Annotated in this window: 14 protein-coding genes; 7 read left to right on the top strand and 7 right to left on the bottom strand. The window is 62.4% G+C overall.

Annotated features, from left to right (window positions below):
* Positions 1-2: 2 nt before the first annotated feature.
* Positions 3-626, bottom strand: coding sequence for a glutathione S-transferase (locus BVK86_RS21270; protein ID WP_075948289.1), 624 nt, complete (start codon positions 624-626; stop codon positions 3-5).
* Between the two features lie 151 nt (positions 627-777).
* Here BVK86_RS21270 and BVK86_RS21265 point away from each other — a divergent pair, with 151 nt between their 5' ends.
* From BVK86_RS21265 to BVK86_RS21250, 4 genes are all read left to right on the top strand, one after another.
* A complete protein-coding gene (locus tag BVK86_RS21265; protein WP_075948288.1) occupies positions 778-1,299 on the top strand; it encodes a DUF3455 domain-containing protein in 522 nt (173 codons plus the stop codon).
* 108 nt (positions 1,300-1,407) lie between these two features.
* The gene (locus tag BVK86_RS21260) at positions 1,408-1,935 is read left to right on the top strand and encodes a sigma-70 family RNA polymerase sigma factor (protein WP_075948287.1); all 528 of its coding nucleotides are present in this window, start codon (positions 1,408-1,410) and stop codon (positions 1,933-1,935) included.
* Positions 1,932-2,654, top strand: a complete 723-nt coding sequence (locus tag BVK86_RS21255; RefSeq protein ID WP_075948286.1) for an anti-sigma factor — start codon at positions 1,932-1,934, stop codon at positions 2,652-2,654. Before BVK86_RS21260 ends, BVK86_RS21255 begins: the two co-directional genes overlap by 4 nt.
* Positions 2,655-2,797: 143 nt before the next feature.
* On the top strand, positions 2,798-3,238 hold the full coding sequence (locus tag BVK86_RS21250) for a hypothetical protein (protein WP_075948285.1): 441 nt from the start codon (positions 2,798-2,800) through the stop codon (positions 3,236-3,238).
* 79 nt (positions 3,239-3,317) lie between these two features.
* On the opposite strand, the gene BVK86_RS21245 is transcribed toward BVK86_RS21250, so the two are convergent.
* The gene (locus tag BVK86_RS21245) at positions 3,318-4,406 is read right to left on the bottom strand and encodes a DUF1615 domain-containing protein (protein ID WP_075948284.1); all 1,089 of its coding nucleotides are present in this window, start codon (positions 4,404-4,406) and stop codon (positions 3,318-3,320) included.
* 282 nt (positions 4,407-4,688) lie between these two features.
* Between BVK86_RS21245 and BVK86_RS21240 the strand changes: the two genes are divergently transcribed.
* Both BVK86_RS21240 and BVK86_RS21235 read left to right on the top strand, forming a co-directional pair.
* Positions 4,689-6,902, top strand: a complete 2,214-nt coding sequence (locus BVK86_RS21240; RefSeq protein ID WP_075948283.1) for a TonB-dependent receptor — start codon at positions 4,689-4,691, stop codon at positions 6,900-6,902.
* 93 nt (positions 6,903-6,995) lie between these two features.
* Positions 6,996-8,531: an FAD-dependent oxidoreductase gene (locus BVK86_RS21235; protein WP_075948282.1), complete on the top strand. Its 1,536-nt coding sequence runs from the start codon at positions 6,996-6,998 to the stop codon at positions 8,529-8,531.
* A 34-nt stretch (positions 8,532-8,565) separates the two neighbouring features.
* Here BVK86_RS21235 and BVK86_RS29855 read toward each other — a convergent pair whose 3' ends face one another.
* Positions 8,566-8,706 (bottom strand): hypothetical protein, encoded by a 141-nt coding sequence (locus BVK86_RS29855; protein ID WP_157720455.1) that lies wholly within the window; start codon positions 8,704-8,706, stop codon positions 8,566-8,568.
* Positions 8,707-8,770: 64 nt separating this feature from the next.
* Positions 8,771-9,481, bottom strand: coding sequence for a glutathione binding-like protein (locus BVK86_RS21230; RefSeq protein WP_075948281.1), 711 nt, complete (start codon positions 9,479-9,481; stop codon positions 8,771-8,773).
* Positions 9,482-9,848: 367 nt separating this feature from the next.
* On the opposite strand from BVK86_RS21230, the gene BVK86_RS21225 reads away from it, so the two are divergent.
* The gene (locus tag BVK86_RS21225) at positions 9,849-10,523 is read left to right on the top strand and encodes a histidine phosphatase family protein (protein WP_075948280.1); all 675 of its coding nucleotides are present in this window, start codon (positions 9,849-9,851) and stop codon (positions 10,521-10,523) included.
* A 134-nt stretch (positions 10,524-10,657) separates the two neighbouring features.
* Here BVK86_RS21225 and mnmH read toward each other — a convergent pair whose 3' ends face one another.
* The 3 genes from mnmH to BVK86_RS21210 all read right to left on the bottom strand — a co-directional run bounded on the left by mnmH (position 10,658) and on the right by BVK86_RS21210 (position 23,430).
* Positions 10,658-11,761: a tRNA 2-selenouridine(34) synthase MnmH gene (gene mnmH / locus BVK86_RS21220; RefSeq protein ID WP_075948279.1), complete on the bottom strand. Its 1,104-nt coding sequence runs from the start codon at positions 11,759-11,761 to the stop codon at positions 10,658-10,660.
* Positions 11,761-12,795, bottom strand: coding sequence for a selenide, water dikinase SelD (gene selD / locus BVK86_RS21215; protein WP_075948278.1), 1,035 nt, complete (start codon positions 12,793-12,795; stop codon positions 11,761-11,763). Before selD ends, mnmH begins: the two co-directional genes overlap by 1 nt.
* Positions 12,796-12,903: 108 nt before the next feature.
* A complete protein-coding gene (locus BVK86_RS21210; protein WP_075948277.1) occupies positions 12,904-23,430 on the bottom strand; it encodes an autotransporter-associated beta strand repeat-containing protein in 10,527 nt (3,508 codons plus the stop codon).
* Positions 23,431-23,521: the final 91 nt, after the last annotated feature.

The following is a 23,521-nucleotide window of genomic DNA, read 5'->3' as shown; positions in this document are numbered from 1 at the left end:
GTTCAGGCGGGCCAATGACGGGCAAACACCGGCGCCAAGGTCGGATGCCGGTCAATCCGCTCCAGCCAGGCATAAAAACCGGGTCGCGTGCGGCGTAGATGCTCCCGGCTCCCCGACCACTGAGTGATCACCGCCGCCAGCACGTCCAGCGCGCCGGGCGTTTCCTCGCCCAGATAAAGCTCCCCCGAGAACTGATCGGCAAACACTTCCCAACTCCAGTGCAGTCGCGCACGGGTACCGGCTATCAGGTTTTGCCGCGACGCCTCATCGGTCGTGGCCAGCCAGCGTTCCGGGTAATCGATGATGCCGATTGCCGAGTAACAATTGCTGACAATAAAGGCCAGACCGCGAATGGCCTGATCGCGGTCGGCGGGGTTATCCGGCAACAGCTTCGACGAGGGAAACGTCAGCGCCAGATGAATCAGGATCGCCGCACTCTCGGTCAGGATGCTGCCGTCGGGCAGTTGCAGTGTCGGAATCTGCTTGAGCGGATTGAGTTTCTCCAACGCCCGCGCGGCCTCCGCAGACGACTCGACATCAATGAAACGATAAGGAATCTCACACAGCTCCAGCGCGGCCTCGACCGCTGCCGCGCCCGAGTTCTGGTGACCATAGAGCTGATACATACACACCTCCTTGGGATGCTCTCCAGCAGCTGACTCTCGCCGCGCTGAAAAATTTCTTCGATGCACTGCATCCAGAATGCCTTGCCAAGGGTAGTACCTGTAGCAGCCCCTGTTGCTGCCCAGTGCATTACCCACTTTCGGAGAGCTATTGATGAACGCCAAACAGCTTATTTGCCTTATCGGTTTGTTCGCCACCGTTCCTGCGGTCTACGCCCAGACCGGCTTGCCCGACAGCATCAAGGTACCGGACGGACACAAGGTGGCGATGGAGACCACCGGGGTCGGCGAAATCACCTACGAATGCCGGGATAAAGCCAATGCGGCCGGCCAGACCGAGTGGACCTTCGTCGGCCCCAAGGCCGTGCTCAATGATCGCAGCGGCAAGCAGGTCGGCACTTATTTCGGACCACCGGCCACCTGGCAGGCCAAGGACGGATCGAAAGTCACCGGCACGCAACTCGCCGTAGCCCCATCGAGCCCTGGCAACCTGCCTTACCAATTGGTCAAAGCCAACCCGGCAGAAGGCAAAGGCGCCATGAGCGGCGTCAGCTACATCCAGCGGGTCGCCCTCAAGGGCGGTGTCGCGCCAAGCAGCGAATGCACGACCGCCAACAAGGGCAAGCAGGAAGTGGTGAAGTATCAGGCGGATTATATTTTCTGGGCGGCCAGTTAAGGCCCGGGATCTGACGTGATCAACCTGTGGGAGCAAAGTGCGCCCACAGGAACGCCGATTGTTTGCTAGATTGCACTCGACGAATCAATCCACTGCCGGCCGAGAACCGTGTCCTTGCCCGAACCCCTTTTCGATTACGAACACCACTTGGCTGCCTGCGCTCGCGGCGAGCGTCAGGCCCTGCGCGAGTTGTATGTGCAGGAGAGCCCGCGGCTGTTGGGGGTGGCCAAGCGTCTGGTGCGGGATACGGCGCTGGCCGAGGACATCGTCCACGATGCATTTCTGAAGATCTGGACCGGCGCCGGGCGTTTTGACCCGGCGCGGGGTTCGGCCCGGGGCTGGATGTTCAGCGTGACCCGGCATCTGGCACTCAATTACCTGCGTGATCACCATCGCGAAATTCAAGGCGATGTCGACCTGCCGGACAGCGAGGACACCTTTGATGTCCAGGAATATTCGGCTCGCATCCACTTGTGCCTGGAACAGCTCGAACCGGCGCGGCGCACTTGCATTGTGCACGCCTATGTCGATGGCTATTCCCACGCACAGATCTCACACAAACTCGGCACCCCGCTGGGCACCGTCAAAGCGTGGATCAAGCGGAGCCTGACGGCATTGCGGGAGTGCATGGGATGATCAACAGACCGACCGACGAAACCCCGGAAGCGCTCGATGAACTGGCCAGTGAGTACGTGCTGGGAACACTGTCCGCCGAACAGCGAGCCGAAGTTCAGCAACGTCTGCGCAGCGATATCGCGCTGCGCAACGCCGTCGACAACTGGGAGCGCCGTTTGCTGGGCCTGACCAAACTGGCGGAACCACAGACCCCATCGGCGCACCTGTGGCAGCGCATCGAACGCAGCGTGAATGCCCTGAATCGCCCATCATCGACAACGCGTACGATCACGCCGGCCACCTGGTGGAATCGCCTGTCTCTGTGGCGAGGGCTTACCGGTGCCGGGCTGGCTGCAAGCTTATTGCTCGGCGCGATGCTGCTGACGCAAACCACGGTCAAACCGACGTATCTGGTGGTGCTCGTCGCTCCGCAGGACAAGGCGCCGGGCTGGGTCATTCAGGCCAGCAACCCCAGGGAAATCCAGCTGATCCCGCTGGGTGTCGTCGAGGTTCCGGCAGACAAGGCACTGGAGTTCTGGACCAAGGCCGAAGGCTGGCAAGGGCCGGTGTCCCTCGGTCTGGTGAAGCCGGGGCAAACGCTTTCGGTGCCGTTGGACAAACTCCCGCCGTTGGAGCCCAACCAACTGTTTGAGCTGACCCTGGAAAACTCCAATGGCTCGCCTATCGGCAAGCCAACCGGGCCGATTCAATTCATCGGTCGCGCGGTGAAGGTGCTTTGAGTTGCAACATCAATCCCACCACAGGTAGGTTGCTGGCAACATCAATCCTGTCGATGTTCAACATCACTTCAATGAAGTTCTCTTAAAAATTGTGCGGCGTAACATTGGCTCCATACCAACCAAACACCCCGGAGCACACGATCATGAAACGCCAAACCCTCCTCAGCATCGCATTCTCGATCTTCGCAGTTAACGCGTTTGCCGCGACCTCTGCTCAACCCGTAGTCGCTGAAGGCGGCTCGGACCGATTGATTGAAAGCCGTGTGGCTGAAGGGGGTTCGGATCGTTTGATCCAGAATCGTGTGGCTGAAGGCGGTTCGGATCGATTGATCGAAAAACGCGTCGCTGCCGATGGTTCTGACCGCCTGAAAGGCAACACCGTTGCCGCTGACGGCTCCGACCGCCTGAAAGGCAACACCGTTGCCGCTGACGGCTCCGACCGCCTGAAAGGCAACACCGTTGCCGCTGACGGCTCTGACCGCCTGAAAGGCAACACCGTTGCCGCTGACGGCTCTGACCGCCTGAAAGGCAACACCGTTGCCGCTGACGGCTCTGACCGCCTGAAAGGCAACACCGTTGCGTAACTGAACCGCCCCACCGCAGTCCCCAGCAAAAAGCCCGGCCTGATCAGCCGGGCTTTTTCATGCCTGCGTTTTTTCATGCTCAATGACGCGCCATGCAACGCTGATATCGCTCATCAACCCGTTTGGCGAACCACGCCGTGGTGAGTTTTCGAGTGATTTTCGGGCTTTGCAGGACAATCCCCGGCAACACCGCACGGGGCAGCGCTCGCCCTTCGGCCTGTTCGGCCAAAGCAAAGACCCGCTGATAGAGCTCGCTGTTCTCGAACTCCAGGCTGCTGCCCTCCTCCAGTTGGTCCCTGATCGTCGGATTGCGCATACCCAACTGCTTGCCAAGGGTGCGCACCGCCATCTCCGTACTGCCGGGCATGATCGAGCCGTAGCGGACCAGGTCGCCATCCAGCGCCAGCGGGATGCCCGAGGCACTACTGACGGCGTTCTGGAACGCGGCATTGCGGCTGGCGTACCAGCCGGCATTGAAATCGGCAAAGCGATACAGCGGCTGTTCGTAACTCACCGGGTAACCCAGCAAATGGGCGATGCCGAAATACATGCCGCCGCGGCGGGTAAAGACTTCACGACGAATCGAGCCCTCCACCGGGTAGGGATAACCCTTGGCCTGTTGCTCGGCAAAGTCGATGCTGACCTGCATCGGCCCTCCGGTGTGTACCGGGTTGAAACCGGCGAACAGGGTCTGGCCCATGGGGGCCATGCCGATGAAATCATCGAAGATCGCACTCAGTTCTTTCTCACTGCGCGCTGCATTCAGCCGGTCGCTGTAGGTTTTGCCATTGGGCGAACTCACCCGCAAAGCCCCGCTGACCAGCAGTCCGGGAATGTGTGCCTTGGTCGCCCGGCGATCGATTTCCTCGCGGGCGATCTTGCCCAGCCCCGGCACGGTCGGGTCGACCTGGAAAGTTGATTCCTGCTCGGTCACCGCCAGCACGGCGCACAGGTTTTGCGTGGTCGGTGCAATATTCTGCGCGGCGAACGCGGCATAGATATCCGTGGCCCACCCCTCACGGTCGACCGTTTTGGCCGGCAGCAAACGCACGATTTGCGCCTTGACCTCGGCAGGTTTGCGCACCGGTGGTTCCTGGGTCCGTTGGCTGCTGCAACCGGCCAACACCAGCAACGCGGCGACGCTCATGATCAATCGTTGGGCTTGCATGTTGCTCCTGGGAGTCCGTTGAACCGGGTTAACCATACGACCAATGGCATTGCGCAGGCTATCACTGCAACGCTGAACTGCTGTTCCTCCAGCATCCCGAATCTCCGCCCGGAGTGATGGGAATTCCAACCCCCTCAAATCTTTACCTGCAGACCGTAATGACAAAATGATTGCGCGACGCGACTGGGAACTCCTATCATTTGTATCTGGAGTCTCATTTGCGCATGGAGTTTTGCGCCGTCATTTCCTTTTCTACCGGCGCTCACCGCCCAGGAACGAAACATGATTACTCCAGTCCGCACCGGCGCGCCCTTTCGCCCGACGCTGATCGCCCTGCTTTGCTCATTAACCTTCACCGCCCATGCCGCAACCCCCGCGCCCGCGCCGCAAGGCGATGGCAAAGCGCTGGTGCTGGACGACGTCAACGTCAACGCCCAGGCCCCGTCACCGTCCGAGCTGCCACCGGTGTACGCCGGCGGTCAGGTAGCGCGGGGCGGCCAACTGGGCGTACTGGGCAATCAGGACGCGATGGACGTGCCGTTCAGCGTGACGGCCTACACCGAACAACTGATCCGCGACCAGCAGGCCGAAACCGTTGGCGACGTTTTGCTCAACGACTCTTCGGTGCGTCAGGCTTCCGGGTTTTCCAACCAGGCCCAGACCTTCATGATCCGTGGCCTGCCCCTCAACGGTGACGATATTTCCTATAACGGTCTCTACGGCATCCTGCCGCGGCAGATCATTTCCACCGACGCGCTGGAGCGTGTGGAAGTCTTCAAAGGCCCGAATGCCTTCATCAACGGCGTGACCCCCACCGGCTCCGGCATCGGTGGCGGCGTCAACTTGCAACCCAAACGTGCCGGTGACGTGCCGCTGCGTCGCTTCAGCACCGACATCAGTGACGACGGGCGCATCGGTGAGCATCTGGATGTCGGCCAACGCTTCGGCGAGGACAACCGCTTCGGTGCGCGCATCAACCTGTCGCAACGCGAAGGCGACACCGCCATCGACGATGAAAACCAGCGCTCCAAACTGTTCGCCATCGGCCTCGACTATCGTGGCGATGCCTTGCGCATTTCCGGTGATTTCGTCTACTCGAAGGAACGCATCAACGGTGGCCGCAGTTCGGTGAACCTCGGCACCGCCACGCACATCCCGGATGCGCCATCGGCCGACACCAACTACGCACAGAAGTGGGGCTTCACTCAGATTGAAGACACCTTCGGCATGCTGCGCGCCGAGTACGACCTGAACGAGAGCTGGACCGCTTACGCGGCCGCCGGTGCCAAACACACCCGCGAAGTCGGCAACTACAACAGCACGACTCTGGTCGGAAACAATGGCAGCTCCACCACGACCGGCTCGTTCATTCCCCACGACGAGGACAACACCAGCACCATGGCCGGCCTCAACGGCAAATTCGCCACTGGCCCGGTCAGCCACCAACTCAACTTCGGCCTGGCCGGCATCTGGACGCAACAGCGCAACGCCTACGATTTCGACCTGACCCGTTACCCGAACAACATCTATCACCCGGTTGACGTTCCGGCACCACAGGGCGGCTTCTCCGGCGGAGACCTGCACGATCCGGGCATCACCGGCAAGACCTTCGTGCGCAGCGGCGCGGTGTCCGACACCCTGGGGATCTTCGATGATCGCCTGCTGGTGACCGTCGGTGTGCGGCGCCAGCAGATGGTCGTTCAGGGCTATGCCTACGGCACCGGCACCCGCACGTCCAACTATGACGAATCGATCACCACGCCGGTGTACGGCATCGTGTTCAAGCCGTGGGAACACGTGTCGTTCTACGCCAACCGCATCGAGGGTCTGGCGCAGGGGCCGACCTCGCCGACGACGTCGGGTTCGCGAGTCGTGGTCAATGGCAATGAAGCGTTCGCCCCGGCGCGCTCGAAGCAGATCGAAGCCGGTGTGAAAGTCGACATGGGCACCTATGGCGCCACCCTCGGTGTTTATCGCATCGAGCAGCCGGCGGATGGTTATACCGAAGTCATCGACGACACCACCGCACGCTTCGTGAACGACGGCGAGCAAGTCAATAAAGGCGTCGAACTCAACGTATTCGGCGAGCCCATCGACGGTTTGCGTCTGCTCAGCGGCGTCACGGTGATGGACACCGAATTGAAGAAAACCCAGGGCGGCCTCAACGACGGCAACCACGCCATCGGTGTCCCGACCTTTCAGTTCAACGCCAGCGTCGATTGGGATGTACCCGGCCTGCAAGGCGTAGCACTCAATGGCCGGATGTTGCGCACCGGCGGCCAGTACGCCGATGCCGCAAACAACCTCAGCCTGCCGACCTGGAACCGCTTCGACGCCGGCGCTCGCTACGCCTTCAAGGTCCAGGAGAAAGACGTGACCCTGCGCTTCGGCGTCGAGAACGTGGCCAACAAGAAGTATTGGGAATCGGCCCAGGGCGGCTATCTGACCCAGGGCGACCCCCGGATGGCGAAGCTGTCGGGCACCATCGACTTCTAATCGTCAACGCCCGTTTTTTTCCGTTGAGCAGTCAGCCTGGCCGCCCTACGCCTGTGGACCATACTTGAACCACACGGCGAAGAGGACGGGTTCATGCACCGCAGCGACGTCTTGATCATCGGCGCCGGCCCGACCGGGCTGGTGCTGGCCTTGTGGCTGAGCAAACTGGGGATCCGCGTGCGGATCATCGACAAGACGTCAGCCCCCGGCACCACGTCGCGGGCGCTGGCCGTGCAGGCGCGGACGCTGGAGCTGTATCGCCAGCTCGGCCTGGCGGATGCCATCGTCCAGCGCGGCCATCGCGTGGCGGCGGCCAATTTCTGGGTCAAGGGCGAGCCCGTGGCGAGCTTGCCGCTGAGCCGTGTAGGCGAGGGTCTGACGCCCTACGCGTTTCTCGAAATTTTCCCGCAGGATGAACATGAACGGCTGCTGATCGAGCGCCTGGAAACCTTCGGCATCCGCGTCGAGCGCGACACCGAGCTGCTGGGCTTCGAGGAAACCGGCGATGGCATCACCGCCACCTTGCGCCTGGCCGACGGTCAACAGGAAACCTGCCAGGCCTGCTATCTGGCCGGCTGCGACGGCGCCCGCTCACTCGTGCGCAAAACCCTGGACACCGGATTTCCCGGCGGCACCTATCAACAGATTTTCTACGTCGCCGACGTGCTGGCCAGCGGTCCGACGTTCAACGGCGAACTGCACATGGATCTTGATGAAGCGGACTTTCTCGCGGTGTTCCCGCTGGCCGCTGAAGGCCGTGCGCGATTGATCGGCACCGTGCGCGATGAACGAGCCGAGCAGGCCGAAACCCTGCGATTCGAAGACGTCAGCCGCCGGGCCATCGAGCACATGCAGGTCAAGATCGAACAATTGAACGGGTTCTCGACCTACCGCGTGCATCATCGGGTGGCAGACCACTTCCGCACCGGCCGGGCTTTTTTACTGGGCGACGCCGCCCATGTGCACAGCCCCGCCGGTGGCCAAGGCATGAACACCGGCATCGGCGACGCGATCAACCTCGCCTGGAAACTCGCGGCGGTGCTGAGTGGCGGAGCCGAGGCCGGATTGCTCGACACCTATGAAACCGAACGCATCGCCTTCGCCCGCAAGTTGGTGGCCACCACCGACCGGGTGTTCACGTTCGTCACCGCCGAAGGCCCCATGGCCGATGTATTGCGTACACGCCTGGCGCCATTTCTGATTCCAAAAATGGCCTCGTTTGAAGCCTCCCGTGAATTCCTCTTTCGCACGATATCGCAGATCACCCTGAACTACCGCGGCATGCCCCTGAGCAACGGCGTTGCCGGGCACGTGCACGGCGGCGACCGCTTGCCCTGGGCGCACGATGGTGAGGGGGACAATTTCGAAACGCTGAAATGCCTGACGTGGCAAGTGCATGTGTACGGCGACACCAGCGACGAGATGATCGCCTGGTGCCTTGAGCACCATCTGCCGTTGCAGGTGTTCGATTGGCGGCCGGCGTTTGAAGAAGCAGGGTTGGGCCGCAACGGCTTTTACCTGTTACGGCCCGATACCTATGTGGCGATTGCCGAGACGTGTTCCGATCCGAAGGTGATTGAGCGGTATTTCAATCATCACCGGATCCGGCCGTTTTTCAACAATCCCTGATTTGAAAAATCCATGGTCGCAGCGGTGGTGTCGTTTAGATCCCGGCCAGTGCCAGGTCCATTGCGAAGCAGGTGAAGATCAGGTCTGCGCCAGTTTCGACTCTGGAATGCGCATTACGCCGGGCATGCTTTTGATCGGGACGGCGTGGACGTGCTTCGAGGAACTGACTGGGCATGGGTATTCCTGACAAACGGGGAAATGTGTAGGAGCAAGCTTGCTCCTACAGCGGTCGTGGGGTTTCAGTTGGTGATGGGTTTCGGGATTTCCAGACCGCGCTTCACTGCCGGCCGTGCGAGGAATTTTTCCAGCACGCGGGTGACGTTCGGGAAGTTCTGGATGCCGACCAGATCGCCGGCTTCATAGAAACCGATCAGGTTGCGGATCCACGGGAAGGTGGCGATGTCGGCGATGGTGTAGCGTTCGCCCATGATCCACTCCCGACCTTGCAGGCGTTTATCGAGAACACCCAGCAGGCGTTTGCTCTCTTCCACATAGCGGTCACGGGGACGTTTGTCTTCGTAGTCTTTGCCGGCAAACTTGTTGAAAAAGCCCAGTTGGCCAAACATCGGACCGATGCCGCCCATCTGAAACATCAACCACTGAAGGGTTTCGTAACGGCTAGCCCCTTCCTGCGCCAGCAGTTGCCCGCTCTTGTCAGCCAGATAAATCAGGATCGCGCCGGATTCGAACAACGGCAGCGGCTGACCGCCAGGCCCGTGGGGGTCGAGGATCGCCGGGATCTTGTTGTTGGGGTTCAACGACAGGAACTCGGGGGACATCTGATCGTTGCTTTCGAACCCAACGCGGTGTGGCTCATACGGCAGGCCAATCTCTTCCAGCATGATCGAGACCTTGACGCCGTTGGGGGTCGGCAAGGAGTACAGCTGAATCCACTCCGGATATTGGGCCGGCCATTTTTCAGTGATGGGGAATGCAGACAAATCGGTCATGGGCTGGATCCACGAAAAAATTGAGAAGGCCGATCATAAAGGAGATCACGCGGGTTGAGACCGTCCAAGCCATCAATAACGCTGATGGTCGAGATCAATGCAGATCACAGCGTGATTGCAAGCCTTGGGTGTAGGGTGGCCATAAATCCGCAACATCATGTCGATAACCTTCGCTGCAGCCCATTGAAGGTTACCGGTACATTGCGGCGCTCTCGGCCGGAATCGAACCAATGGGCTTCAGAGGACTCTGAGCACTGCCCCTTTGAAACGGACCGGCTTCACGACATGGAAAACACCCGACGCTGGAAAGTCGCGGTGTAAAGGTTTGTCAGCCTTAAACCCAATGCGCTGAAGAACCCTTTATTCCATGATCAATCCACTGAAATTTGCCAATCGCTTTAAACATCGTGCCTACCTGTTCTTGCCCGCCCTGCTGGCAACCAGTGCTTTGTTTTTGTCGCTGGAATCCAGTGAGAGCCGCGCTCAGCCAGCCGACGGTACCCAGACGCTGGTGTTCCTGCGTCACGCGGAAAAACCTGCCGGCGGCTTGGGCCAGCTCAATTGCCAAGGATTGAACCGTGCGATCGACCTGGCGACCCTGCTGCCGGAAAAATTCGGTAAGGCCGACTACGTGTTTGCCGCCAACCCGACGCGCAATGTCGAGGAAGGCGAGCTGGACAATTCCTACAGCTACATTCGCCCATTGATGACCATCAGCCCCAGCGCGATCAAGCTCGGCCTGCCGGTGAACATCAACTTCTCGGCCAACGATACCAGTGACCTGGCCGATGAACTGCTGCACGACAAGTATCACAACTCGGTCATTTACACGGCATGGTCCCACGGCTATCTGCCGGAGTTGATCAACAAGGTCGCCGGGGAAGCGGTCGGCAAGAAGCAGAAGATCACCGAGGATTGGGAATCCAGCGACTTCGATTCGCTGTATGTCCTGACACTGACCTGGCACAACGGCAAGGCCAGCCTGCAGAGCGATATCTACAAGCAAGGGCTGGATAACGGGCGGGAGACTTGCCCGACCTGAGTCTTGCATTGCCTGGGCGGGCCTCATCGCTGGCAAGCCAGCGCCCACAGGGATCTTGTGTGACCACAAAATCCGGGCTAACCAAGAACATTGTGGGAGCTGGCTTGCCAGCGATGGGGCCGTTGAATCCACCCTCAACCCCGTTGATTCACCCGCTCCCGCAAATACTCCAATACCGCCCCCCGCTCTCCCGCAAACTCGATCCGCGCGCCCTTCTTCTCCCGCTGAAAGGCGTACATCGGATCGTAGTACTCAACCAGTAACCCTTCGATCCAGCCCCGGTGTAAATCCACCGCGCCGCTGCGGCCCTGCTCGATCAACGCTTGTTCCATCAATATCAGCATCCGCCGATGGCGCTCGCCACCCAGGCGCTTTTGCACGTTATTCAGGCTTTCCAGCAACCGCTCGGAAAACAGCGTAAAACCCTGGTCGCCATGCACGGTCATGAACTCGGCACACAGGTCCACCACATAATCGCGCAAGATCCGCTCGACCCGCCCCTGCAGGCTGTCTTCGAGCCAGACCATCGGAAACTGTTGCATGCCCTGGTACAGCGGCAGTGGCAGCGCACAACTGCCGACCGCCCGGCTCTCGTCTTCGAGCACGAATTGTTCGAGACCACGGGCACGCTTTTTCAGCACATCCACCGCCAGGCGATTCTCGAAGTCGATGTTTGACGGCTGGCCCGTGGCGCGTTTGCCGAAACTGGAACCGCGATGATTGGCATAGCCCTCAAGGTCCAGGCCGTTGCTCAATTGCGTCAGGACTTCGGTTTTGCCGGTGCCGGTCATGCCGCCCAGCAATACGAAATCACACTGGGCCACCGCTTCGTCGACCGTCTCCAGCAGGAAGGTGCGCATGGCCTTGTAGCCACCACCGACCCGCGGATAGTCGATGCCCGCCTCGTCCTTGAGCCATTGCTGAACGATCTGCGAACGCAGGCCGCCGCGAAAACAATACAAAAGACCATCGGGATGCGCCCGGGCGAAATCCGCCCAGGCCTGGATCCGTTCGGTCTTGACCGCCCCGGACACCAGTTGATGACCCATTTCGATGGCAGCCTGTTGGCCCTGTTGCTTGTAGCAGGTGCCGATGCGCTGCCGCTCGTGATCGTTCATCAGCGGCAGGTTGACCACACCGGGAAACGCCCCTTTGGAAAATTCGATCGGCGCACGGGCGTCCATCATTGGGCGGTCGTTGAGAAAGATGTCGCGGTAATCGGTGCAGTCGACAGACATCAAGACACCTCGACCGCGTGAATCTGTCGCTCGACCAGTTCGCCGATCGGCGCCAGATCAAGACCCAGCTCGGCGGCGACGTTGAGGAATTGGGCATTGCCCTCAGGCGTGACGGCGATCAACAGGCCACCGCTGGTCTGCGGATCGCACAGCACGCGCTTGTGCAGCTCCTGCAGGCGCCCGAGTTTGCTGGCGTAGCTATCGAAATTGCGCAAAGTGCCGCCGGGCACACAGCCTTGTTCGAGGTAATACTCGACGCCCGGCAAACGCGGCACCCGGTCGTATTCGATACGCGCGGTCAACTGGCTGCCATCGGCCATTTCCACCAGATGCCCGAGCAGGCCGAAACCGGTGACGTCGGTCATGGCGGTCACGCCTTCGAGTTTGCCAAAGCGGCTGCCGGGTTTGTTCAGGGTGCACATCCAGTCGCGGGCCAGGCCAACGTCGGCACTGCGCAACTTGCCCTTTTTTTCCGCCGTGGTAAGGATGCCGATGCCCAGCGGTTTGGTCAGGTACAGCAAGCAACCGGCGGTGGCGGTGTCGTTGCGCTTCATGTGGCGCTTTTCCACCAGTCCGGTGACGGCCAGGCCAAAGATCGGTTCCGGCGCATCGATGGAGTGACCACCGGCCAGTGGAATGCCGGCCTGATCGCACACCGAGCGCCCACCACGAATGACTTCACGGGCAATTTCCGGCGCCAGCACGTTGACCGGCCAGCCGAGGATCGCGATGGCCATCAACGGATCGCCGCCCATGGCGTAGATATCGCTGATGGCATTGGTGGCGGCAATGCGGCCGAAATCGAACGGATCATCGACGATCGGCATGAAAAAGTCAGTGGTCGATACCACGCCGCGCTCTTCATCGATGGAGTAGACCGCGGCGTCATCGCGTGAGGCGTTGCCGACCCACAGCTTGGGGTCCAGATTCTGCGCACCGCTGCCGGCCAGAATCACTTCCAGTACTTGTGGGGAAATCTTGCAACCGCACCCAGCGCCATGGCTGTACTGGGTCAGGCGGATCGGCTCGCTCATCAGGGGCACCTCGTTGGGTCAATGGCGCCGATTCTAACAGAGCGAAGCATGGCTGAACCCGAGACAAAAAAACCGCCCTCACGGGCGGTCAAGCATTGCAGAAGCGAATCAGAACCCGAGGCTGAAACTGATGGTCATCGCATGGTCGTTGCTATCGCCGGAGACCTGCCCCGAATAACCGATGCCGAGTTTGCCGGTCGGGCTGATCTGGAAATCCACCCCGGCTTCAAGCACGGCGCTGTCCTCGGCAATCGGCACCCCCTGCACGGTGTACGAGGCACCACCGTCGATGAAGCTCATGTCCGCGTCGGGTTTGGTGTCACCGAAGGCGTGACGCCAGCCAATGGCGGCACGCGGGGTGAACTGTCCACCGTTGGCCAGGGTGATGCGCTTGCCGGCACGCAGGCCGAGGGTGGAGAACGTGATGTCCTGGTCGGATTCAGCCGACAGCCGCCCCACCCCGCCTTTCTCCTTGGCTTTGTCGGTGTCGTAGTTGACGTAGGCCAGGCCGGCGAACGGCTCAAGGGCAATGCCGGCCGCCTCGACGGTGTAACCGACTTCGCCGAACACCTGGGCGCTGCGTGCGTCGTAGTTGGCCTCCAACCGATCGTTGTAGGCGCCGACGCTGACGTCGCGCTTGCTCTCGATGTCATGCCAGCTGTACGCCGCGCCAAGGCGCACGGCCAGTGCATCGAACTGCGAGTTCAGGTACGCCGCCAGGTGGTAGCTCTCCACCGTGGCGTCCGAACGCCGGTCATGGGCGTCAATGTCGCTGCGGGTGTAGCCGGCGGCCATCCCGACACGCCACTGGTCATCGAGCTGCTTGTCGGTTCCGAGCAGGAAACCGCTGAGGTTTCGATCCAGTTTCGCACTGTTGCTGTCGCCATCGGACTCACCCCACGCCCCCAGGGCACGTACCCAACCGACCATCTCGCCATGACAACCGTTGCTGCTCAACTGATTGTCGCTGGGCGCCAGGGCGTTGCGCGGATCGTCCGCTGCGCTGCACGACGGCTGGCGCATGCGGTCGTTGACCGCGTCGCGTACGTAGCGGGAATCCTCCAGAATCGCGCTGGCCGTACTCGCATGGATTTCCCCGGACAGGCTGTCGAAGGCGTTGCGTGCCTGAGCGACGCTGAGGTTGAGGATTTCGCTCTGCAACGTCGCCCCGGCCGGCCCGTTGTTGGTCAACGCTGTGGCGGTGTTGAACTGGTTGCCGGTGGCGGCCACGTCGGCGAACGAGTTGCCGTTGCGGCTGACCGCCAGGTTCACCGCGTTCGCCTCGTAAATCAGCACGGTGTTGAGGAACGCGTATTGCGGCAGATCGGTAGTGCTGAATGTCCCCGACACGCCACCGCCAGCACTGATCAGTGAATAGAGGGTGTTGCCGGTGAACGGTGCGAGGCTCGTGACTTGCAGGCCGCCACCGAGAACTGCGGTGCCGCCGATGGCCAGCGGGGTGGCGGTTGGCGAGCTGACCGTGAGTGCCAACACACCATCGGCGGCGTTGGTCAGGTTACCGCTCACACTCAAGGTGCCATCGGCCCCGCCGGATGCCACGACGCCATGGTTGTCCACCGCGCCGACGCTGCCATTACCGCTCAGGCCGGCGCCATTGGCGACGGTGATCTGCCCGCCCAGCGACGCGCGGGCCGCAAGGCTACCGACTTGCAACACGCCCTGATCCACCGAAACGCTGCCGTTGAACGGCTGATTACCGGTCAGCAACAAACGCCCGGCACCGCGTTTGGCCAGTCGTCCAGTGCCGCTGAGCGTGCCAGAGAACTGGCCGGCGACGTTCTGCTGGAACACCAGTTGTGCATTGTTGAGGATGTTGCCTTGCAGGCTGGTGCTGTTGCCGATCAGCGTACCGCCGCTGACGGTGGTGCCGCCGCTGTAGGTGTTGGCCGCACTGAGCAGCAGGGTACCGGAGTCCAGTTTTTCGATACCGCCAATGCCCACCAACGGCGCGGAAATTTCCGTGGTCGCCCCTGCGTTGACCCGCACCGGCGCGAGACTGCCACCCGCGCCGTTGACCGGTGTCAGCGAGCCGCCAGCACCGGGCGCCAGGCTGTAACCGCTGCCGAGGAACTGCAAGCCCGTGAAATTTTGGTTGCCTTGCACCGTGACGGTGCCGCCCTGCCCGCCGAACACCGCGAACTGGCCGTTGGCGCCCAGCGCCTGGGTACCGGTCGGATCGGTCCAGTTGGTGTTCGGCCCCCACACACCGCTGCCGCCACTGATGCTACCGTCCGGGTTGGTTTTGCCGCCGTTCCAGAACTGCACTTCACCCGGCGTGCCTTGCACCAACAGGTTGATTTGATTGGCAATGGCCGTTTGCAGAGTCAGGTTCGCCACCGATACCGGCAGGCTGCCGTAGACCAGGCCGTTGTCGGTCAAGCTGCCGCCGTAGCTGAACAGTTGATAGACGCCGGTGCCGAAGCCACCGGCATTGCTGATATTCAGGGTGCCGTCGAGGGTGAGGTTGCCAGCGACGTTGACCACCGTCGTCGAACTGGTGGCCGAGCCGAGGCTGAAGTCCAGGTTGGTCGCCGAGGACAAGGCCAGTGAACCGACCGACAACGGCGTCGCCCCACTGCCGCCCGTCAGGGTCGCGCCGCTGGCCAGTTGCACGGCGCCGCCGAGTTGGCCACTGCCGCCGATACTCGCACCGCTGTCGACGTTGACGTTGGCGCTGTTGAGCACGCCGTTGACGATCAAGTCGCCGGCCTGCACCGAGGTGTTGCCGGTGAAGGTATTGTTGCCGGTCAGGAGCAATTGACCGCTGCCGGTTTTGTTCAGCGTACCGGTGCCGGTGAGGTTGCCGGTGTAGGTGCCGTCGGCGTTTTGCTCAAAGGTCAGCGCTGCGTTGTTGACGATTGCACCTTGCAGGCTGCTGGTGTCACCGCGGGTGCTGCCAGCGTTGAGCGTGGTACCACCGCTGTAGGTGTTGGCGCCGCTTAGCAGCAAGTCACCCGCGCCGTTTTTCACCAGGCTACCGCTGCCGGTTATCGCCCCGATGAGCGAGGTGTTCTGGTTACCCGCCAGAGTCAGCGCAGCGCCGAGGTTGATGGCATTGGCCAGTTGCAACGCCGAAGTACTGTCGAGTGTGCCGTTACCCAACACACTCAATGCACCGCTGCTGATGGCGCTGTTGTTGCCGAGGATCAGCGTGCCGTCATTGAGCTGGGTGCCGCCGCTGTAGGTGTTGCTGCCGTTGAGGGTCAGGCTCGAAGCCCCCGTCTTGATCAGACTGCCGCTGCCGCTGACCACGCCGCCGAGGGTCAAGGCGTTGGAGCCGTCAATGTTCAGGCCACCGTTGAGCACCACGTCGTTGCCAAGGCTGACGGCAGCGTTGCTGTCCAGCGCCGTGCCGTTGGCCGCCGTCAAAACGCCGGTGCCGAGCGCCGCGTTGTTGCCGACCACGATCTTGCCGCCGTTGAGCGCGGTGCCGCCGGTGTAGCCGTTGGCGGCATTGAGCACCAGGGTGCCGGTGTCGTACTTGCCGAGGGTGCCGGCACCGTTGAGCGCGACGCCGATGGTCGCCGTCGCGTTCGGATCGACACGCACCGAGGCGTTGCCCATCGAACCGTTGACCAGGTTCAGCGAACCCGCCGTGCCGTTTTGCAGGCTGTAGCCATCAGTGACGAACTGCATGCCGGTGATGGTTTGCGCGCCGTTGACAGTGACGGTACCTGCCGCGCCCTGGAACACCGCGAAGTTATTGGCCCAGCCTTGGTTGGTGGTGCCGTTGACATCGGTCCAGTTGGTAGTGCCGGTGCCCCAGGTACCGCTGCCACCGTCCACCGAACCGTTGGCGACCAGTTGGTTGCCGTCCCAGAACTGCACCGTGACACCCGGAGCGGTGACCAGCAGATTGATCTGATTGGCCAGCGCGGTTTGCAGTTGCAGGTCACCCGGCGTGACGCTGCCTGGCAGCGTGCCGATCAGCATGCCGTTGTCGGTCAGGCCACCGGTGTAGTTGATCAGGCGATACACGCCGCTGCCGAAACCACCGATGTCGCTGACGTTGAGCGTACCGTCGAGGGTCAGGTTGCCGCCGACATTCACCAGCGCATTGCCGCCACCGGACACCGGTGTGCCGAGGCCGACGTCGAAGCTGGAGTTGCCGTTGAACACCAGCGAACCGACGGACAATGTGCTGCCGGTCACACCCGCCAGATGGCCGCCATCGGCCACCGTCACCGCGCCGCCAAGCGTGCCGCTGCCGCCGAGGGTGCCGCCGCTGTTCACCAGCACATTGCCGCTGGCCAGCGATCCGTTGACCTGCAGGGTGCCGGCATTGACGTTGGTATCGCCGGTCAGGTCGCTGATGCCGCTGAGGATGAGCGTACCCGTGCCGAGTTTGCTCAGGCCACCGTCACCGCTGAGGATGCCGGCGAAGGTACTGCTGACGTTGTTGCCTGCGAGGCTCAGGGTGTTGCCGGTACCGATCAGTGCAGTACCGCTGCCTGTGAGACTGGCGAGGCTGCCCGATGCACCGAGATTCAGCGCCGCGCCGCCAGCGAGATTGACCGTGGCGTTGTTGCCCAGCGCCGCACCACTCAGCGTGGTCAGGCTGCCGGATAGCACATCGAACGTGCCGCTGAAGGTGTTGTTGCCACTCAGGGTCACGTCGGCCAGACCATTTTTGGTCAGCGTGCCGGCACCGGCGATGACGCCGCCGAGGGTCAGATTGTTATTGCCCGCCAGCGCCAGATTCGCATTGACGTTGACGTTGTTGGCCAACACCAGGGGTGCTGAGTTATCGAGGGTCGAAGCACCGGGCACGGTCAGCGCGCCGCTGCCCAGAGAGCCGCCAGTGCCAAGGATCAGTGTACCGGCGTTCAGTGTGGTGCCGCCGCTGAAGGTGTTGATGCCGTTGAGCGTCAGGTTCGACGCGCCGTTCTTGATCAGTCCGCCAGCGCCGCTGACGACGCCCGCCAGGGTCAGATTGTGGGTGCCGGTGTTGCTCAGGTTGGCGTTGAGCACCACGTTGTTGCCCAGGCTCAGCGCGCTGTTGCTGTCCAGCGCCGAAGCGCCGGCCACGGTGAGGTTGCCCAGGCCCAGCGCCGAGTTGCTGCCGGCGGTCAGGGTGCCCGCGTTGAGGTTGATGCCGCCGAGGAAGTTGTTATTGCCGCCCAGGGTCAGGTTGGCTGCGCCGTTTTTGCTCAGGCTGCCGGCGCCGTTGATCGTGCCGGCCAGCGTCAGATCCGCCGTGCCGCCGATGCCGAGATTGCCGGCCAGGTTTACAGCGTTGTTCACCGAAACCCCGGTGGCCGCATCCAGCGTGGTACCGCCCGCCGCGTTCAGGGTGCCGGAGCCCAGCGCGGAGTTGGACGCCAGAATCAGTCCGCCTGCGTTCAGCGCGACGGGCCCGAGGAAGGCGTTGTTGCCGCCCAGCGTCAGTTCGGCCGCGCCATTTTTGATCAGGCCACCCGTGCCGCCGATCACGCCGTTGAGGGTCAGCGCATGGCTGCCGACTACCGTGAGGTTGCCGTTGAGCGTTGCGGCGTTGCCGAGGGTTACCGCCGTGTTGCTGTCCAGTTGCGTACCGGCGTTGGCGGTCAGCGTACCGCTGCCCAGCGCAGTGTTGCTGCCGACAATAATCTTGCCGCCGTCCAGTTGCGTGCCGCCGCTGTAGGTATTGGCACCGTTGAGTACCAAAGTGCCGGCGTCGAGTTTGTTGAGAATGCCGCTGCCATCGATGTTGACCCCGATGGTCCCGGTCACGCCCGGATCGACACGCACCGCCGTGGTGCCGCCAGTGCCGTTGACCGCGGTCAGTTGCCCCGCCGCACCGTTGACCAGGTTGTAGCCATCAGTGACGAACTGCAGGCCAGTGAACGCTTGCGCGCCGTTCACCGTCACCGTGCCGGCACTGCCCTGGAACACCGCGAAGTCGCCGGCCCACGGCTGGTTGACCAGACCGTTGGCATCGGTCCAGTTGGTGCCGACCGCATTCCATGTGCCGCTGCCGCCATCGACCACGCCGTTGGCGATGGTCTGGCTGCCGTCCCAGTAACGGATGTTGACGTTCGGCGCCGAGACTTGAATGTTGATCTGATTGGCTACGCCGGTTTGCACCAGCAGATCGCCGAGGCCGTAACCGACCGGTACGCTGGCCACATCCAGACCGAGGTTGGTCAGGGCGCCGGTGTAGTTGAACAGGCGATACACACCCACGCCGAAACCACCGGCATCGGTGACATTGAGATTGCCGTCGAGGGTGAGGTTGCCGCCGACGTTCATCAGCGACGAGGTCGACGGTGTGCCCAGTGCCACATCAACATTGCTGCCGGCCGCGAGGGTCAGAGCACTTGCCGACAAGGTGTTGCCTGACGACAACGCCAGATGGCCGCCGTTGTTGATGTTCACCGAGCCGAGCGCCGAGCCGGTACCGGTCAGGGTGCCGCCGGTATTGACGATGAGTTGTGCACTACCCAGCGAACCACTGAGGTTCAGGGTGCCGCCATCGATCGTGGTATTGCCGGTGACGCCGTTGATGCCGGTCAGATTCAGCGTACCCGTGCCGATTTTGCTGAGGCCGCCGCTGCCGCTGAGGTCACCGTCAAAAGTGCTGGTGACGTTGCCGCCGCCGACCGTCAACGTGTTGCTGCCGGTGAGCTGCACACTGCCGCTGCCGGTCAGCGCGCCGAGGCTGGCGTCGCTGCCCAGATTCAGCCCGGCGCCCGCGCTGATGTTGACGCCAGAGGTGTTGCCCAGCGCATTGGCGTTCAACGTGGTGACGCTGCCGGACACAATATTCAGCGCGCCGGTAAAGGTGTTGTTGCCAGCGAGGGTCAGGTCCGACAGACCATTTTTGGTCAGGCTTCCGGCACCGTCGATGATGCCGTTCAAGCTCAAATCGTTGTTGCCGGCGACGGTCAGTCCGGCATTAAGCGTAATGGCGTTGCCGATGCCGAACGAGGCGCTGTTGTCGAGCGTCGCCGCACCGCCGACGATCAATCCGCCGCTGCCCAGGCCGTTGGCATTGCCCAAGGTGAGCGTACCGGCGTTAAGTGTGGTGCCGCCGCTGAAGGTGTTGCTGCCGTTCAGGGTCAAGTTGGCGGCGCCGTTCTTGATCAACTGGCCGGTGCCACTGGTCACGCCGCCGAGGGTCAGGTTTTGCGTGCCACCGACGGTCAGCGCGGCATTCAGGGCTACACCGTTGTTGAGGCTGACCAGCGGCGAATTGCTGTCCAGTGTCGCCGCGCCAGCGACGGTCAGTACGCCGGAGCCCAATGCAGAACTGTTGCCAACGGTCAGGGTGCCAGCATTCAGGGTGGTGCCGCCGAGGTAGTTGTTGGCCGCGTTGAGAATCAGATTGGCTGCGCCATTTTTTACCAGGCTGCCGGCGCCGCTGACCAGACCGGTCAGGGTCAGGTCCGCCGTGCCGCCGATGTTCAATGCCCCGGCCAACGCCACCGCGTTGTTCAGGCTGACAGCCGTGTTGGCATCCAGCGTGGTGCCTGCCGCCGCGTTCAATGTGCCGGCGCCCAGCGCGGTATTGCTACCAATGGTCAGTTTGCCGGTGTTCAGCGCGGTATTGCCGAAATAGGTGTTGGCGCCGTTAAGCGTCAAATCGGCGGCGCCGTTTTTGACCAGCCCACCGATACCCGCGACCACCCCGCCCAGAGTCAGCGCATTGGTGCCCCCCAGGGTCAGCGTGCCGCCGAGGTTGACGTTGTTGGCCAGGGTTGCCGCGGTGTTGGCATCCAGTGTGGTGCCGTTGGACGCGTTCAGTGCACCGGTGCCGAGTGCAGTGTTGGAGCCGACGATCAGCGAACCGGCGGTCAATGCCGTGGTGCCGGTGTAGGTGTTATTGCCGTTGAGGGTCAGGCTCGATGCGCCGGTCTTGATCAAGCCGTTGCCGCCGCTGATCACGCCGCCAAGGGTCAGCGCGTTGGCGCCACCGGCGGTGAGATTGGCACCGAGATTGACGTTGTTGTTCAGGGTCACGGCCGAGCTGCTGTTGAGGGTGCCCGCCCCTGCCACGGTCAGTGCCCCTGTGCCCAGCGCCGCGCCGTTGCCGACGGTGAGGCTACCGGCGTTCAGCGTGGTACCGCCAGTGAACGTGTTAGCGCCGCCAAGGGTCAGGTTGGCCGCGCCGTTCTTGATCAGCTGACCGGCGCCGTTGATCACACCGGAAAGGGTCAGGCCGCTGCTGCCGCCGATTGTCAGGGCACTGCTGTTGAGGTTGATGGTGTTGCTCAGGTTGACGGCGGTGTTGCTGTCCAATGCTGATACATCGATGACGTTCAATGCACCGCTGCCCAACGCTGCAGCGTTGCCCACAGTCAGCGTCCCGGCGGCCAGCGTGGTGCCGCCGAGGTAGGTGCTGGCGCCGTTGAGAGTCAGGTTGGCGAAACCGCGCTTGGTCAGCCCGCCGCTGCCGCTGATCACACCGCCGAGGGTCAGATCAGCGCCGCCACGGACTTCCAGATCACCGCCGAGGGAAACGGCGTTGGTCAGTGCGACTGCGGTGCTGGCGTCGAGTCTGGTGCCCGCCGCGGTGGTCAAGGCACCGCTACCCAACGCCGTATTGGAGCCGACAATCAGCGTGCCGGCATTGAGCGCGGTGCCACCGGCGAAGGTATTGTTGCCGCTGAGTGTCAGGTCCGCCGTGCCGTTCTTGATCAGATTGCCGGCGCCACTGACGATGCCGCTCAGTCCAAGCGCCTGGGTGCCGCCGATCGTCAGCCCGCCCGCCAGCGCGACGGCGTTGGCCAACGTCACGGCGGCGGTCGCATCCAGCGTGGTGCCCGCTGCCGCGCTCAACGCGCCTGTGCCGAGCGCAGTGTTGCTGCCGACGAACAGGCTGCCGGCATTGAGCAACGTGTTACCGCTGTTGGTGTTGTTGCCGGTCAGCGTGAGGCTCGCGCTGCCGGATTTGGTGATCCCGCCCGTGCCCGACAGCACGCCACCGAGGGTCAGGGCATTGCTGCCGAGCACATTGAGCGCGCCGGTCATGCCAATGTTATTGGCCAGCGTCACATTGGCGGTGCTGTCCAGACTGGTGCCCGCGGCAGTGGTCAGCGCGCCGCTGCCAAGCGAGTCGTTGTTGGTCACCAGCAAGCTGCCGGCGCTCAAGGTTGTGGTACCGGTGTAACCGCTGTTGGCGCCACTGAGGGTCAGGCTGCCGGTGCCGGTTTTGGTAAGGCCACTGCTGCCGCTGATCAAGCCGCCGAGGGTCAGTGCTCCCGTACCGCCAGCCGTCAAGGTCCCGCCGAGGCTGATCGCATTGTTCAGGCTGATGGTGCCCGGTGCGCTCAGGGTGGTTGCGCCCGTCACGTTGAGGGTGCCGGTACTGAAGGCCTGATTGTTGCTGACCTGTACCGTGCCTCCATTGAGCGTGGTATTGCCCAGATAGGTGTTGGCTGCACTGAGGTTCAACTGACTGGAACCAATCTTGGTCAGCCCACCGCTGCCGGAAATCACCCCGCTCAGCGTGGTGGCGTTGGTGCCTTGCACCGTGAGACCGCCGGCACCGAGCGAAATCAGGTTACTGATGTTCAGCCCGGCGTTGCTTGCCTCGAGAACACCTCCGTTGGAGGTGATCACTCCGCTGCCGAACGTGGCGTTGTTATTGAAGCGGGCGATACCCCCGTTCAGCGTGGTCGAGCCGCTGACCAGTGGCCCCTGTAACGTCCAGGTGCCGCTGTTGAGGGTCAGGTTGTTGAAGTTGACGTAGGTGGCGCTCGACGCCGTTCCAGTCCCGCTGGTGCCGCCGCCGACACCGATCGGGTTTTGCAGGATCAGGCTGTTGGTGCCGCCCGCGCCGCCGTCGACTGTACCGGTCGGGGCGAAGGTCAGGTTGATGCCGATCAGGCCGCCCAGGCCCACCGACACCTGAATACCGTCACCGACTTGCACGGAGGATCCCGTCACGGCGGTGAAGGTGTTGGTACTGTTTGCGCCCATCGACACCCCGCCCGTGATGGCGCCGGCGTTGGTGAAGGTGTTGCCCGCCGCCGACGTCTCGAACGCGATCCGGCCGTTGATGACGCCGGTGCTGCTGTTGCTCATGTTGACCTGCGAGCCGCCGTAAACCCCGATTACCGGGGTGTCAGCCAAGGTGATGCCACCGACCGAAAGCCCGGTCGAGGTGATGGTGCCGTTGTTGGTGATACTGGTGGTGCCCGCAGCGGCGTTGTTCACGCCAATCGCCAGACCGCCGATGCTGGTCAGGTTGAGCCCGAGCAGCATCCCGATACCGCGAATAATCCCGCTGGCGTTATTGAGAATGCTGACGGTACTGGTGGCACCGGTGCCAATGAACGCGCCACCGCTCAACACCGACACCAGGCCGAGCAACGCCGGGTCGAGGGTGCCGGAGTTGTTCAGGGAGATATTCACCCCGGTCAGGTCCATGACATGGCCGCCGAGGGTCGCGTTCATCTGCGCCCCGGAGTTGACGTTGACCGTCAAGCCGTTAGTGGCACTGGAGAAATTATTGAGAAACAGCGGCAGCGACGGCACGCCGGTGCAGGTCACGGTGGAACCCACCGTAGAGCAGGTCGCCAGCGCGGGTGTGCTCACTCCGCCGAATAGCAGCCCGGCGACGCTCAGTTGCACAGCAAGGGAAAGTGGGGAAAAACGCGAAATGAGGGCGACACCAAACCTTGCTTCCACGGGGTACTCCTTTCGTGGCCAAACCACTTCAATCCATGAAGGGCAAGCAGCAAAGACGGTTGAACCGTTATGTGCTGTCAGAACTGCAAGT

Origin of the sequence: Pseudomonas reinekei (assembly GCF_001945365.1) — a bacterium.
Taxonomy (GTDB): domain Bacteria; phylum Pseudomonadota; class Gammaproteobacteria; order Pseudomonadales; family Pseudomonadaceae; genus Aquipseudomonas; species Aquipseudomonas reinekei.
This window is presented reverse-complemented; position numbering and strand designations above follow the sequence as displayed.